This window comes from Pigmentiphaga litoralis (assembly GCF_048632615.1).
GTDB lineage: Bacteria > Pseudomonadota > Gammaproteobacteria > Burkholderiales > Burkholderiaceae_B > Pigmentiphaga > Pigmentiphaga litoralis_B.
In genome coordinates, this window is the sequence record NZ_CP184479.1 from 3,133,883 (window position 1) to 3,148,148 (window position 14,266).

The following is a 14,266-nucleotide window of genomic DNA, read 5'->3' on the forward strand; positions in this document are numbered from 1 at the left end:
GACAGGTCATGAAAGGCACGATTCTGGTCGGCACCGCGGGGCAGGGCATCCTTCGCAGCGTGGACGATGGCGCAAGCTGGCATCGCCTGGGCCTGCGTGAGGCGATCGAGTTCGACGGCGTGGTGCGCAGCCTGGCGGTGGACCCGTCGGATCCGTCGCGCATCTTCGCGGGCGCCGACGCGGGCATGTGCATCAGTACCGATGGCGGCGCGCATTTTTCGCGGGTGGACTCGCCCATGAACGGCATGACGGTATGGGCGATCGCAATCGATCCCGCCGATCCTCGCCACATGTATGCCGGCACGGGCGCACCGTCGCGTGCCGCGATGTTCCGTTCGCAGGATGGCGGCGCGACGTGGACGCGGCTGTCGCCCGATATTCCCGAGTTTTGCCGGGGCGTGAACCGTCCGCGCATCCTGTCGGTGTGCGTGGACCCGCAGGAAGGGCGCAACGTGTGGTTCGGCGTGGAAGAAGGGGGCGCGTGGCACAGCGCCGATCATGGCGATACCTGGACCCGCATCGATCAGGAAGATGGCGTGCTCGGCAATCCGGATATTCATGCCATCAGTGTGCTGCCGGCGGAAGGCAACACACCGCGCCGCGTGCTGGTGCTGACGGTCAACACGGTCTACACCACCGACGACGATGGCGAACAATGGACCGGTGTTCCTTCCCGCACCCGCTTCGACGGCATGTACTACACCCGCACCGTGCAGGCCACCACTGACGGCGCAGCCTTGATGATCGCGATCGGCGACGGCACGCCAGGCACCCGCAGCAAGCTGTACCGGTCCACCGATCGCGGTGACAGCTGGAGTGAAGCGCTGCTGCACACCGCACCGAACTCCACCTTCTGGGCCTTCGGCGCGCACGCGGCCGATCCTTCCTTGATGTTTGCGGGCACCAAGTACGGCGATCTGTTCCGGTCCATGGATGGCGGCGCCAGCTGGTTCAAGGAATGGCGCAGCTTCAGTGAAATCACGGCGATTGCCTGGACGCCGTTCGAAGCGCCCGTGCACGCGCATCCCCAATCCATCACCTGACCGGAGCGCCGCCATGTCTGACGCCATATCGAAGCCTGCCTTGTACAGTCCAGCGCCCTTGCGCCCGCGCATTACCCGCACGCATCTGTCCTTGTTCGTGAAGGACCCGTTTGCTTCCGCGCCCTGGTATGTCGACACGCTTGGCATGCAGGAGACCGCGCGCGGCGCCGAGTGGGTGTTTCTATCGTTCGGGACCAAACATCACGATATCGCCCTGATCCGCGCGCAGGACGCCACGGGTGAATTCGCGCGCGGCCCGATCAACATGCAGCACTACGGGCTGGAGATCGAGGGTGACGTCGATGACCTGCGCCGGCTGTACGGCGCATTACTGGCCAAGGGGTGGAGATCGTCAAGATCACCGATCACAAGATCGGTTATGGCCTGTATTTCCTCGACCCCGACGGACACCGGCTGGAGTTCTTCTGCCCGCTGATCCACGACGACGAAGAAGGCAAGCGCGTCCTGCACGCCTACAACGCGCCCAGCGACCCCATGTCGCTGGAGCCGCTCTGATCCGTCCATTTTTCCCCTACAAGGAGACACCCCATGCGCCCCAGCAACTTCGGCGACCTGTTCATCCGCAAGTGGTATCTGCAGTTCGAGGACACCCTGGCGACCGAAAGCGGCGAGCCCGCCGATGGCGAGCCGCTGCGCAAGATCGTCATCGCGGCCGCGCTTCACAACCCGCATGCCGGCCGCTACGTGGAAAAGCTCGATGCCACTATCGCGGCATCGGCCGCGCTTGGCGCCGAGTTCGGCCGTCGCATTCAGGAAGCCGCCGCGGGCCAGGCCATCGAAAGTTATGGCAAGGCATGCGTGGTCGGCCAGGCAGGCGACTACGAACACGGCAATGCGCTGCTGACCACGGTGTTTGCGAACCCGGTGCGCGAAGCCCTGGGCGGCGCCCTGTCGTGGGTGCCCTCGACCGGCAAGCGGGGCGGTCCCGGCGCCACGATCGACATTCCTCTGGCGCACAAAGACGCGTTGTACGTGCGGTCGCATTACGACACGGTCAGCGCCACCTTCCACGACGCGCCCAACGCCGATGAAGTGCTGGTGGTGTTCGCCTTCGCCACACGCGGGCGGTTGCACGCCCGGCTTGGCGGCCTGCGCGCCGCGGACATCGAAGGCCGTAACGGCCTGAACTGAGAACGCCATGGACCGCCGCGAGTACGCCGTGAAGTCGGAAGGATTGTCGTTGCACGTCACCGAGTGGGGGCCCGCGGATGGCCATCCGGTGGTGATGCTGCATGGCATCCGGGGCTATGCCGAGACCTTTGCCGGGCTCGCCGCTGCCCTGCAGCCCGAGTGTCGTGTGATCGGCATCGACCAGCGCGGCCGGGGCGGCAGCGATTGGGACCCGGCGCGTAACTACTACACCGATGCGTATGTGGCAGACCTGGCGGCCGTGGCGGATCGCCTGGATCTGCGGCGGTTCGACCTGCTGGGGCATTCGATGGGGGGCATTGCCGCCATCGTGTATGCCGCGGCGCGCCCGGCGCGCGTGCGCCGCCTGGTGATCGAAGACGCCGGTCCGGGCGCCTTCGAAGGCAGCGCGGGCGCGGAGCGGATCCAGCGCGAACTGACGGCCACGCCCGCCGGCTTTGCGGACTGGGATGCGGCCCGGGCATTCATGCGCGCGCTGCGTCCCACGGTGACCGAAGCCGCGCGCGAGCAGCGATTGCTCAGCATGCTGAAGGCCTTGCCCGACGGGGGATACACCTGGCGCTACGACCATGCCGGCATCGTCGCCACACGGCTGCATCCGGATCCGGCGCGGGTCGTGGACCTGCGGCCGCACGTTGCGCGGCTGGCCTGTCCGACGCTGGTACTGCGTGGCGGCCGATCCGATTATCTGCAGAACGCGTCGGCGCAGGCCATGGCCGACGCCAATCCGAACATCCAGTGGAATGAAGTGCCCGATGCGGGGCATTACATCCACGACGATCAGCCCGACATCGTCGCCCGCCATGTGCGCGGCTTTCTTGTCGGCGGCGACGTTCCCGTGGCCCCGACGCATCGTCCAGGAGACGCCCATGTTGGTTGAGATGCGCACCTATACGCTGGTGCCCGGCGGTGTGGCGGAATATCTGCGGCTGTACGAGGGCGAAGCCCGCGCGCTGCAGACGCGGGTGCTTGGCGACCTGGCCGGGCTCTACCAGACCGAAAGCGGCGAGTTGAATCAGCTGGTGTTCCTGTGGCGTTACGCGTCGGCCGAGGACCGCGTGCGGCGGCGGGCCGAACTGATGGCCGACCCCGGCTTCACGGCATTTCGCAAGGCCAGCCGCCATCTGCTGGTGCGGCAGGAAAACCGGATGTTGAGTCCGCTATGAACGCCTCCCTGCAAGCAACCCATGTGTCCGCAGCCAGAGCGATGCCGGCGGCCGAGACGGTCGACGTCATTGTGGTCGGCGCGGGTCCGGTCGGCGCCACCATCGCGAATCTGTTGGGCACCTATGGCATTCGCACGCTGGTACTCGAACGCAACACCGAGATCCTGGATTACCCCCGCGCGGTCGGCCTGGACGATGAAGCCATGCGCACCCTGCAGAGCGCGGGGGTGGCCGACAGCATGCTGAAAGACATGATGCAGAACGTGCCCATGCGCATGTACACGGCGGGGCACCAGTGCTTTGCCGAATTCCTGCCGGCCACGCGGGAATTCGGATGGTACCGGCGCAATCTGTTTTCGCAGCCTTTGGGCGAACGGGCGCTGCGTGCCGGATTGCAACGGTTCCCCCACGTCGAACTGCGGCTGGGGGTGGAGCTGGCGGGGCTGGAGCAGGATGCCGACGGCGTCCTGGCCCGAGTGCGGAATGCCGACGGCACGGAACGTGTGATACGGGCCAGCCTGCTGCTGGCCGCCGACGGCGGCCGCAGCACGGTACGCGAAAAGCTGCTGCAGCTGCCGTTCCCGGGGGCGACACATGCACGCAAGTGGGTCGTTATCGAATGCGACAACGATCCGCTGGATGCGCCCTTTACCGCGCTCCATTGCGACCCGGTGCGGCCCTATGTCTGCCTGCATCTGCCTTACGGCATCCGCCGATGGGAATTCATGCTGTTCCCGGGCGAGGACGACGAACAGATGCTGCACCCCGACAAGGTGCGCGAACTGCTGAGCCGGCAGGTCCCCGATCCGGGCGCGCTGAACATCATCCGCGCACGGGTGTACACGCACCATTCGCGCATTGCATCGACGTTCGTGGTCGGGCGCGTCTGCATCGCGGGTGACGCCGCGCATCTGACGCCGCCCTGGATCGGACAGGGCCTGAACGCCGGCCTGCGTGACGCCTGCAACCTGGCCTGGAAGGCTGCGTGGATCGTCCGTGGCCGCCTCAAGCCCGAGATGCTTGCCAGCTACAACGATGAGCGGCATCGCCACGCGAAGGCCATGATCGAACTGGCCGACCTGTTCGGCGCGGTGCTGTCGCAGACCCAGCCGGCACTGGCCTGGCTGCGCGACCGCGCCTTCATGGCGATCCGCAACATTCCGCGGCTGCGCGATTACGTGTTGCAGATGAAGTTCAAGCCCATGCCGCGCTACACGCAGGGGGTCGTGCTGGATGCCGAACACAATGACGGCGTGGGCCGCATGTTCATCCAGCCCACCGTGGACACCGCGGACCGCAGCGGGATCCGGCTCGATGACGCCCTGGGTCACGGCTTCACGCTGCTGGCCTGGCGTCACATGCCGGCGCTGGGCGCCGTCACCCTCGACGGCCTGGATCGGCTCGGCTGCCACCGAACCGTCGCGGCCATGGCGCGCAGCGGTCCGGCCAGCGGCCGGCGCATCGATGTGCCCGCGGGCGTGTCCTTGGTCGAAGATACCGAGAACGCGCTGAACCTGTGGTTTCGCGCGGCAGGTGTCGACTGGGTGCTGATCCGCCCCGATCGATATATCGCGGCCATGGGCAAGCGGGCGGATGCCGACGAGACGCTGCGGCGCTTCGTGGACCGCTTCGTGCCGGCCGCCCCTGCCTGCGCCGCCAAGGAAGCCGCATGACACCGACCGTGACCCGCAACGTGCTGTTCGTGATGTGCGACCAATTGCGCGCCGATGTGCTGTCCTGCTATCGGCCCGGTGGCGCCTTGCAGACGCCACACATCGACCGGCTGGCGGCGATGGGCGTCCGCTTCGATCGCGCCCACGTCAGCTCGGCTGTCTGCGGCCCATCGCGCGCCTCGTATTACACGGGCCGTTATCCGGCGTCGCACCGGGTGACGTGGAACCGCGTCCCCATGCCCATCGACGAATGGAGCCTGGGCGATTACCTGGCGCAGCATGGCCGTGAATGTCATCTGCTGGGCAAGACCCATTTCGTCCCGGATACGCGCGGCTTGAAACAACGCGGCCTGGAGGTATCCGGCGCGGCGGCGGTGCGGTTCCGGCAAGGGGCTTCACGCCGATCGAGCGGTATGACGGCCACTTCGAAATGCATGCCGACAGTCCGTACCGGCAACACTTGCTGGCGCGGGGTTACCAGAGCGACCGGCCGTGGGAAGACTATGTGATCGGCAGCCTGGACCAGGACGGCGCGTTGGCGTCCGGATGGTATCTGCGCAACGCGGGGCTGCCCGCGCGTGTCGATCGCCGCGATTCCGAAACCGCCTATCTGACCGACCGCGCCATCGACTTCATCCGGGCCCGGGGCGACACGCCCTGGACCTTGCACCTGTCGTACATCAAACCGCATTGGCCCTACAAGGCGCCCGCGCCGTACCACGCGATGTTCGGCCCGGCCGACTGCGCGCCACCGGTGCGGTCCGAGCAAGAACGTTCGCATGCCCACCCGGTCCAGGCCGCCTACCAGAAGCACGAAGAGTCCGAGGCATTCGCGCGCGACGAGGCCTGGCAGACGATCAAACCGGTCTACCTGGGGCTGGTGAAACAGATCGATGACGAGTTTGGCCGATTGCTGGACGTGCTGGACGCGGCAGGCAGGATGCAGGACACCCTGATCGTGTTTTCGTCCGACCACGGCGACCACCTGGGCGATCACTGGCTGGGTGAAAAGGAAGTGTTCTTCGACAGCGCGATGCGGGTCCCGCTGATCGTCTATGACCCCGACGCCCGCGCCGCTCCAACGCGCGGCACCGTATCGAACCAGTTCGCGGAATGCGTTGACGTGGTCCCGACCATCCTGGATGCACTGGGCATCTTGCCGGCGTCCCAGCGCATCGAAGGTCAGTCGCTGCTGCCCTGGCTGCGCGGCGAGACCGCCGAGACGCTGCGCGAGGTCACCGTGGGCACGCTCGACTACGCCTATCGTGAAGCCCGCCTGACCCTGGGGCGGGATGTGAATGAGAGCCACGGCACGATGGTCCGCGACGACCGCTACAAGCTGATGCTGTGGCAAGGCTATCGCCCGCAGCTGTTCGATCTGCACGACGACCCCGATGAACTGCATGACATCGGCAACGATCCCGCCAAGGCGCCGGTGCAGCGCCGCCTGCGCGACGCGCTGGAAGAGTGGCACCTGCGCCGGCGGCAGCGCGCGACCGAATCCGACGCGGAAGTGGCTCAGCGCACCCATGCCCACGAACGCATGATGAACATCCTGATCGGACGCTGGTGATCCAGCGAGACAGCTTTTCGACCCCGACGGTTGCTGCCGGCGGGGATCCCTGCCGGCCCTGCCGGTGTTGTGCAACCTCTGGAGAGCAAGATGGGAAGTCTCGACCCGAAATGGGTGATCGCAGCATTGGGTTGCGTGGCGGCAATGGGTGGCGCGCCGGCCAGTGCGCAGTGGCCGGCAGGGCAGGTCAGGATCGTCGTGCCCTATCCCCCTGGCACCGAGCCGGATGTCATGGCGCGGGACATCGGCCAGCGCCTGAGCCACAACGGCAACGTCGTGGTGATCGAGAACCGCCCGGGCGCCAACGGCATGATAGGCACGGCGGCGGTGGCCAAGGCCGCTGCCGATGGCCACACCTTGCTGATGATCGACCGGCTGGCCCTGGTCACCAATCCCATGCTCTACAGCACGCTGCCCTACGATCCCAAAACGGACATCAAGCCCGTGGCCGAAGTGGGCAAGATCAACCTGCTGGTGGCCGTGCGGCAGAACTTTCCGGGCGCGACCTACAAGGACTTCGTGGCGTATTCCAAAACAGCGCCGGGCAAGACCAACGTCGGGACCGGCGGCAATGGCCACGTCAATCATCTGGGCATGGAAATGCTGGCGCAGTCCGAGAACATTCAGTTCTCGTACGTGCCCTACAAGGGCGTTGCTCCTGCCATCAATGCACTGCTCGCAGGTGAAGTCGACGCCGTAATGGCCGGAGGACTGGTCATGTCCCAGCACGCGGGTGGGGGCCGCATCAAGGTCCTGGCGGTGGGCGATACGACACGCAGCGCCTTCCTGCCAGAGGTGCCGACGCTGGGCGAGGCAGGGGGCACACCGGGCGCGATTCCCTCTACCGTGTTCATGCTGGCCGCGCCCGGCAAAACCCCAGCGCCAGTCCTGGATCAAGCCAACGCGGCGATCAACAGGGTGCTGGCCGATCCGGAACTGCAGGCCTCGTATCGCAAGCGCGGGGTGGAACTGCTGAATTCGACGCCGGCGTCCGTGCAGGAAGGCATCCAGCGCGAAACCGGGGTGTACGACGCGCTCATGAAACGTTCTCCGATCAAGCTGCAATAAGAGGCCGCGCATGTATCCCAGCCTGACCTTCACCCTGGACGGCACGCCGATCGGCGCCGATGGAAGAGCCACGCGGCCCGTCATCAATCCGGCCACGGGCGCCGCGGTCGGATCGTTGCCGTGTGCAACGACCCGGGACGTCGACGCCGCATTGCAGTCGTCGCAGCGGGCCCTGCCGGGATGGCGGCGCATGTCGCCCCTCGACCGGTCGGCCATCCTGCGGCGCGCCGCCACCCTGACACGCGAACGCGCATCCGACATCGCGCGCGGCATTACGCTTGACGAGGGCAAGCCGCTGGCCGAAGCCCTGGGCGAAGTCATGTCCTGCGCGGAGCAGTTCGAGTGGCATGCGGAAGAGGGCAGGCGCATCTATGGCCGCGTCGTGCCGCCGCGACTGCCCGACGTGCGCCAGATCGTGGTGCGGGAACCCGTCGGCGTCTGCGCTGCGTTCACGCCTTGGAACTTCCCGATGTCGCAGGCTGTGCGCAAGGTGGCGGCGGCGCTGGCCGCCGGGTGCACGCTGATCCTGAAAGGGCCGGAAGAGTCCCCCAGCGCCGTGGTGGCGATGACAGCCTTGCTGCACGAGGCAGGACTGCCCGCCGGGGTGCTGAACACGTTGTGGGGCGATCCGGCCGCCATCTCGACGCAACTGATCACGTCGCCCATCGTGCGCAAGATTTCGTTTACCGGGTCCGTGCCGGTCGGCAAACAGCTGGCCGCATTGGCCGGCGCCCATATGAAGCGGACCACCATGGAACTGGGCGGGCATTCGCCCGTGCTGGTGTTCGACGATGCCGATATCGACCGCGCGGCCGCCATGCTCGCGCAGTTCAAGTTGCGCAATGCCGGGCAGGTGTGCGTGTCGCCCACGCGTTTCTACGTCCAGCGCGGGGCCTACGATCGTTTCGTCTCGGCGTTTGCCGGCGCCCTGTCCGCCATTCGCGTAGGCGACGGCCTGGCCGATGGCACGCAGATGGGGCCGCTGGCCAATGTGCGCCGCGTGCAGGCCATGGAAGCGTTCGTGGAGGATGCCGTGTCACGCCGGGCGGAGGTGGTGACCGGAGGAAAACGGATGGGTGACAGCGGCTTCTTCTACGCGCCGACGGTGTTGGCCGGCATCGGCGATGACGCGCGCATCATGAACGAAGAGCCCTTCGGTCCGGTGGTGCCGGTCACCCGTTTCGACGAGATCGAGGAGGTGCTGACCCGCGCCAATGCCCTGCCGTTCGGATTGGCGTCGTATGTCTTCACCGAAAGCCTGAAAACCGCGCACGCCGCCTCCAACGGATTGGAAGCCGGAATGGTGAACATCAACCACTTCGGCATGGGCAATGTCGAAACGCCCTTCGGCGGCATCAAGGACAGTGGCATGGGCAGCGAAGGCGGCACTGAAAGCATGGACGGCTACCTGCAGACCAAGTTCATCACCCAGATGTAGGGCGTGCCGTCGGCAGGGTGGGCAGGCGGCCGGTGGCGAACGCCGTCATCAGCTGGATCACGCGGCGATGCGCGGGATGCGGCGCGGCGTCCCGCAACAAGATGGCGCCCACTTCCTGATAGGGTGTCTGAAGCCCGTCCAGACAGCGCACCAGGCCTTCATCCTGCAGGCGGGTGGCTTCGCTTTCGGGAAACAGCGCCAGCAGGGGATGCGAGGTCATCATCGGCAGATCGTTGAGCCCCAGCATCGACAGCACGGATGCCTGCGGCGGCGCCAGGTTCTCCGACAGGAAGGCCTGCTCGAACACATGGTGCGCGAACGTACCGGCCGGCGGCAGGATCCATTCCTGTGCCGCCAGGGCCGCAAGGCTGGCCGACCGCTTGCGCCACCACGGATGCCCGCGGCCACACACCACGACGAACCGGTCGCGATAGATCGGGTGGTATTCGAATTCGGCGCGCCGAAAGCCCGCGTCGCACCTTCCGAAGACGACGTCCAGCGCCTTGCGTTCCAGCTCGGCCAGCATGGTGTCGCGCGTGCCGCGATGCAGGCTGACCAGCAACCCGTCTTTCAGCAATGCGGTGGGCAAGGTGCCCGACACCGCGGCTTCAGCCACGCGGGTGGTGCCGATCGCGAAACGTTCGCGCGTGCCGAGCTTGGCGCGCCGGGTCTCGCGCTCCAGATCATCGACGTTGCGCAGGATGGCCCGTGCACGCTGGACCACGACCTGGCCGGCCGGCGTCCACTGCAGCCCTTCCCCCGTCGCTTCGAACAGCGCGTCGCCAACGATGTCGCGCAGGTCCCGGACGGTCTTGGAGACCGCCGGCTGCGTGACATGCAGCAGGCGGGCCGTGCGCGAGACGCCGCCCATGTCATACAGCGTGACGAGCAGGCGCAGGTGCCGCATGGTAAGGCGACGGATGAGTTCGTTCATGGCAAGGGCATAAAGGAACGGTTATGAGGCTTTGATGCGGATTCATTATCCGCCTCGGGCCATCTTACCTAGAATGACTTCACCTTAGTACTCGCCAGGGGATGACGCCATGAGATGCACCCGACGCAGTTTCCTCGGCGCCAGCGCCGTATTGATGAGCGGGCTGTCGCCGGTCCGCGCGGCGCCGCCGCCGTCGCGCCTGCGTCTGCTGGTTGCCGGGCCGGCCGGGGGCGCCGTTGACGTGGCGGCGCGGCTCGCGGCCGATCAGCTCAAGGAGTCAGGGTATGTCGCCATCGTCGAAAGCCATGCGGGCGCGGCCGGGCAGATCGCGGTCGAGATGTTGGCGCGCGCGCCCGCCGATGGGAGCACGGTGCTCGTCACGCCACCTGGCGTGTTCACGATCTTCCCGCATATCTATCCGCGGCTGCCGTATCGCACCGCCGATTTTTCGGGTGTCGGCACCCTGTGCGGGTACCAGTTCGCCATTGCCGTGGGACCCGCGGTCAAGGCCGATACCCTGCCCGGCTTTCTGGACTGGGCGCGCTCCCGGCCCGAGCAGGCGTCGTATGGCACCCCCGGGGCTGGGACCGAGCCTCACTTCATCGGCACCGAACTGGAGCGCCTGTCGGGCGTCAAGCTGGCGCATGTGCCGTATCGCGGCGGCGCCCAGGCCATCAACGATCTGGCAGGCGGACATCTGCCTGCGGTGATCTCGGCGGTACCCAATCTGGTGGCGCAGCATCAGGCGGGCAAGATCCGCGTGCTGGCAACCACTGGCAGCCACCGCAGCGACTTCCTGCCGAACGTTCCGACCATTGCCGAAGCGGGCTATCCGCAGATCACCGGCAACCTGTTCTATGGCGTCTTTGCGTCGGCCAGGGTGCCAGGTGAGACGCTGGCCGAGTTGTCGCTGACCTTTGCCCGCGCGGCGCAGGCCACGGCGTTCCGCGACGGCCTGCGCCGCATGTCGCTCGAACCCATGACGCTGTCCCGCCCCGATCTGGCCGCCACGATGTCGGCCATGAGCGACAAGTGGGCCGCCGTGGTGAAACGTTCCGGCTTCAACCCGGAGACCTGATCGGATGTCTGCAACCGCCATGAACACCCTCCTGTTGATGTCCGACGAACATAACCCTTGGGTAATGGGCTTTCTCGGGCACCCGTGCGTGCGTACGCCCAACCTGGACCGGCTTGCCGCGCGCGGTACGACGTTCACCCGCGCTTGGGCGGCAAGCCCGCTGTGCGTGCCGTCGCGCGCGTCGATTGCCACCGGCCGCTACGTGCATCAGCATCAGTGCTGGGACAACGCGATCGCCTACCAGGGCAACCCGCGTTCGTGGATGCACTCGCTGTCCAAGGCCGGTCACGTCGTCGACGCCATCGGCAAGCTGCACTTTCGCAGCGCAGGCGATCCGGTGGGGTTTCGCCAGCAGATAGAGACCGTGCATATCCAGGACGGCATCGGCCAGGTGTGGGGATCCGTGCGCGATCCCCTGCCGTCGACATCGAGCCGATCCGGCATGTTCGACAAACTGGGCGCAGGCGAGTCCGCCTACAACCGCTACGACCGTTTCGTGCGCGATGCCGCCTGCCACTGGCTCGAAAGCCATGCTGGCGGCGATGCGCGCTGGACGTTGTTCGTCGGGCTGGTCGCGCCTCACTTCCCCTGGTCGTGCCGCCGTCCTTCCTGGAACGCGTCCTGAACGACCCGGGCCTGGAAGCCTGCCTGCCGGTCGACCCGCCGCCGCGTCATCATCCGTGGGTGGCACGCATGCTGTCCTACATGGACCACGACGCGGCCCTGGGCACCGCCGAGCGCCGCCGGCTGGCCGTCGCTGCCTATCTGGCGCTGGTCGAATTCATGGATGGACTGATCGGCGACATCCTGGCCGCGCTGGAAGCGAGCGGCATGGCGGACGCCACCCGCGTCATCTACACCTCCGACCACGGCGACAACCTGGGTGCCCGCCGCCTCTGGAACAAGGGCACGATGTATCGCGAATCGGCCGGCGTGCCGCTCATCATCGCGGGTCCCGACATTCCCGCCGGCAAGACATGCACGACCAATGTGAGCCTGGTGGACCTGCATCCCACCTTGCTGGCGACGCAGGGCCTGCGCTGCATCGATCCGGCCTTGCCGGGCCGATCCCTGCTGGACATCGCCTGCGAGGCGGACGATCCGGCGCGGATGGCCTTTTCGGAATATCACGGCGTGGGATCGCCCTCGGGCGCCTACCTGGTCGCCAATGGCCGCTATGTCTACCACCACTATGTCGGCTATCCGCCCGAACTGTTTGACACCGTCAACGACCCGCTCGAACAGCACGACCTGAGCGAGGATCCGGCGCACGCGGCGGGCCTGGCCGACATGGTTGCCGCGCTCAACGACATCGTCGATCCCGGCAAGGCCGATGCCGCGGCCAAACGCGATCAGCGGCGGCTGGTGGCCGCGCATGGCGGGCCGGAACAGGCCCTGCGCAGCGGCCATCGCGGCGCGACCGGCGTACCACCGTCTTCCCCCGTCCGATTCATCCGTCTTGAGCGAGCCCCCAATCATGAATGCAGCCACGCCTACCGTGGGCGATGCGATCGTCAGCTACCTGCACCGCCTTGGCGTCGAGCACGCCTTCGGCGTCCTCTCGATCCACAACATGCCGCTGCTGGATGCGCTGGGCCGGGATGGCCGCATCCGGTATGTGGGTGCCCGGGGCGAAGCCGGCGCGGTCGGCATGGCCGACGCCTGCGCCCGCGTGACGGGAACGATAGGGGTGGCGTTCACCAGTACCGGCACGGGCGCGGGCAACGCCGCGGGCGCGTTGATCGAAGCGCTGACCGCGGGTACGCCCCTGCTGCACCTTACCGGACAGGTGGCCGTGCCTTATCTGGATCGCGGGCGATCCTACGTTCACGAAACCAAGGACCAGTTGAGCATGCTCACCGCGGTATCGAAAGCCGCGTTCCGCGTGTGGTCCGCGCACACCGCGCTGGCCACGCTGGAAGAAGCCGCGCGCGTCGCCCTGACGGCGCCGACCGGACCGGTCAGCGTGGAAATCCCTATCGACTTGCAAGGTGAACCGTTCACGGCGATGGTGCCGGCAGCGCCCCGGATCGTGCGCACCGAGCCCGACGAGGCCGCGTTGCGCGAACTCGCCACCCGGCTCAGGCAGGCCCGCCGCCCCCTGCTGTGGGTGGGCGGAGGCGCGCGCCATGCCAAGGCGGAAGTGCGGCGTCTGCTCGACATGGGATTTGCCGTCGTCACGACCTTGCAGGGGCGGGGCATCGTGCCCGAAGACGATCCGCGCACGCTGGCCGCCTTCAACTCTCAGCCAGCGATCGAAGCCTTCTATGGCACCTGCGATGCCCTGCTGGTGGTCGGGTCGCGCCTGCGCGTTCCCGAGACCCTGACTCACAGCCTGAAGCTGCCTGCACCGTGTTATCAGATCGATGCCGACCCGCTGGCGTCACAACGCGGCTACCCGACCGACCTGTTCGTATGTGGCGATGCGCAGCGCGCGCTGTCGCGCCTGATCGCCCTGCTCGACGAGGGCCTGACGATCGATCCGGCACTGCAGAAGGACGCGGCCGCCGCCCGGCACAAGGCGGCCAGCATGCTGCGGGGGCCGTGGCGCCCTACGACCAGGTGGCCGACGCCTTGCAGAGGGTGTGCGGCCGCGACTTCAATTGGGTCCGCGACGTCACCATTTCCAACAGCACATGGGGCAACCGGCTCTTTCCGCTGCCGGATGTGGCCCAAGGCGTGCATGCCGTGGGCGGCGGCATCGGCCAGGGACTGGCCATGGCCATTGGCGCCGCTGTCGGCACGCCCGAACGCCGCACGTGGGCGCTCGCGGGCGACGGCGGTTTCATGCTCAACCTGGGCGAGCTGGCCACGGCCGTGCAGGAAGACACCGGCATGGTCCTGCTGGTGATGAACGATGGCGGCTATGGCATCTTGCGCAATCTGCAGGACGCCGATTACGGTGGCCGGCGCTATTACGCCGACCTGCATGGCTTCGATCTGCGGCTGTTGGCCGAATCGGTGGGCGCCAGCTACCTGCGTGTCGGCGCGATCAGCGAAGTCCAGGAGGTGCTGGCAATGGCGGCCCGCCGCCGCCCGCCGGTCATGCTGATCGAGTTCGACATGCAGGCGATCGGCCCGTTCGCCAGGCCCTTCACCGGACCGCCCCTGGGGAAAGGCTGA

The 14,266-nt window shown here is 67.0% G+C and carries 10 protein-coding genes and 4 pseudogenes; 13 read left to right on the top strand and 1 reads right to left on the bottom strand.

What is annotated here, in order from left to right; translation table 11 throughout:
• The first annotated feature begins 8 nt into the window (after nucleotides 1-8).
• From ACNANG_RS14175 to ACNANG_RS14215, 9 genes and pseudogenes are all read left to right on the top strand, one after another.
• On the top strand, nucleotides 9-1,043 hold the full coding sequence (locus tag ACNANG_RS14175; protein ID WP_420223507.1) for a WD40/YVTN/BNR-like repeat-containing protein: 1,035 nt from the start codon (nucleotides 9-11) through the stop codon (nucleotides 1,041-1,043).
• A pseudogene (locus ACNANG_RS14180) lies at nucleotides 934-1,559 on the top strand (VOC family protein). Before ACNANG_RS14175 ends, ACNANG_RS14180 begins: the two are co-directional and overlap by 110 nt.
• Nucleotides 1,560-1,592: 33 nt before the next feature.
• Nucleotides 1,593-2,195 carry an amino acid synthesis family protein gene (locus tag ACNANG_RS14185; RefSeq protein WP_420223508.1) on the top strand — a complete coding sequence of 201 codons (603 nt, stop codon included), beginning with the start codon at nucleotides 1,593-1,595 and terminating at the stop codon, nucleotides 2,193-2,195.
• Between the two features lie 7 nt (nucleotides 2,196-2,202).
• Nucleotides 2,203-3,093 carry an alpha/beta fold hydrolase gene (locus ACNANG_RS14190; RefSeq protein ID WP_420223509.1) on the top strand — a complete coding sequence of 297 codons (891 nt, stop codon included), beginning with the start codon at nucleotides 2,203-2,205 and terminating at the stop codon, nucleotides 3,091-3,093.
• Complete coding sequence (locus ACNANG_RS14195; protein WP_420223510.1) at nucleotides 3,083-3,379, top strand: NIPSNAP family protein; 297 nt, start codon at nucleotides 3,083-3,085, stop codon at nucleotides 3,377-3,379. Before ACNANG_RS14190 ends, ACNANG_RS14195 begins: the two co-directional genes overlap by 11 nt.
• Before the next feature lie 41 nt (nucleotides 3,380-3,420).
• Nucleotides 3,421-5,052, top strand: coding sequence for a bifunctional 3-(3-hydroxy-phenyl)propionate/3-hydroxycinnamic acid hydroxylase (locus ACNANG_RS14200; protein ID WP_420227545.1), 1,632 nt, complete (start codon nucleotides 3,421-3,423; stop codon nucleotides 5,050-5,052).
• Nucleotides 5,049-6,625: pseudogene (locus ACNANG_RS14205) on the top strand (sulfatase-like hydrolase/transferase). Before ACNANG_RS14200 ends, ACNANG_RS14205 begins: the two are co-directional and overlap by 4 nt.
• 90 nt (nucleotides 6,626-6,715) lie before the next feature.
• Nucleotides 6,716-7,693: a Bug family tripartite tricarboxylate transporter substrate binding protein gene (locus ACNANG_RS14210; RefSeq protein ID WP_420223511.1), complete on the top strand. Its 978-nt coding sequence runs from the start codon at nucleotides 6,716-6,718 to the stop codon at nucleotides 7,691-7,693.
• 10 nt (nucleotides 7,694-7,703) lie between these two features.
• Nucleotides 7,704-9,131 (top strand): NAD-dependent succinate-semialdehyde dehydrogenase, encoded by a 1,428-nt coding sequence (locus ACNANG_RS14215; RefSeq protein WP_420223512.1) that lies wholly within the window; start codon nucleotides 7,704-7,706, stop codon nucleotides 9,129-9,131.
• Here the strand turns inward: ACNANG_RS14215 and ACNANG_RS14220 are convergent.
• A complete protein-coding gene (locus ACNANG_RS14220) occupies nucleotides 9,118-10,065 on the bottom strand; it encodes a LysR family transcriptional regulator (RefSeq protein WP_420223513.1) in 948 nt (315 codons plus the stop codon). The two genes, ACNANG_RS14215 and ACNANG_RS14220, sit on opposite strands and share 14 nt — an antisense overlap.
• Nucleotides 10,066-10,174: 109 nt before the next feature.
• Between ACNANG_RS14220 and ACNANG_RS14225 the strand changes: the two genes are divergently transcribed.
• From ACNANG_RS14225 to ACNANG_RS14240, 4 genes and pseudogenes are all read left to right on the top strand, one after another.
• Complete coding sequence (locus ACNANG_RS14225; RefSeq protein ID WP_420223514.1) at nucleotides 10,175-11,143, top strand: tripartite tricarboxylate transporter substrate-binding protein; 969 nt, start codon at nucleotides 10,175-10,177, stop codon at nucleotides 11,141-11,143.
• Nucleotides 11,144-11,162: 19 nt separating this feature from the next.
• Entirely contained in the window at nucleotides 11,163-11,768 is a 606-nt protein-coding gene (locus ACNANG_RS14230; protein ID WP_420223515.1) for a sulfatase-like hydrolase/transferase, read from the top strand.
• A 158-nt stretch (nucleotides 11,769-11,926) separates the two neighbouring features.
• Nucleotides 11,927-12,394, top strand: a pseudogene (locus ACNANG_RS14235) (sulfatase-like hydrolase/transferase); the annotation flags it as partial.
• Between the two features lie 223 nt (nucleotides 12,395-12,617).
• Nucleotides 12,618-14,266 (top strand): annotated as a pseudogene (locus ACNANG_RS14240) (thiamine pyrophosphate-binding protein).

Coding starts and splice junctions, on each gene's coding strand:
- ACNANG_RS14175 (WP_420223507.1), top strand. CDS start 9: ATGAAAGGCACGATTCTGGTCGGCACCGCGGGGCAGGGCATCCTTCGC.
- ACNANG_RS14185 (WP_420223508.1), top strand. CDS start 1,593: ATGCGCCCCAGCAACTTCGGCGACCTGTTCATCCGCAAGTGGTATCTG.
- ACNANG_RS14190 (WP_420223509.1), top strand. CDS start 2,203: ATGGACCGCCGCGAGTACGCCGTGAAGTCGGAAGGATTGTCGTTGCAC.
- ACNANG_RS14195 (WP_420223510.1), top strand. CDS start 3,083: ATGTTGGTTGAGATGCGCACCTATACGCTGGTGCCCGGCGGTGTGGCG.
- ACNANG_RS14200 (WP_420227545.1), top strand. CDS start 3,421: ATGCCGGCGGCCGAGACGGTCGACGTCATTGTGGTCGGCGCGGGTCCG.
- ACNANG_RS14210 (WP_420223511.1), top strand. CDS start 6,716: ATGGGAAGTCTCGACCCGAAATGGGTGATCGCAGCATTGGGTTGCGTG.
- ACNANG_RS14215 (WP_420223512.1), top strand. CDS start 7,704: ATGTATCCCAGCCTGACCTTCACCCTGGACGGCACGCCGATCGGCGCC.
- ACNANG_RS14220 (WP_420223513.1), bottom strand. CDS start 10,065: ATGAACGAACTCATCCGTCGCCTTACCATGCGGCACCTGCGCCTGCTC.
- ACNANG_RS14225 (WP_420223514.1), top strand. CDS start 10,175: ATGAGATGCACCCGACGCAGTTTCCTCGGCGCCAGCGCCGTATTGATG.
- ACNANG_RS14230 (WP_420223515.1), top strand. CDS start 11,163: ATGAACACCCTCCTGTTGATGTCCGACGAACATAACCCTTGGGTAATG.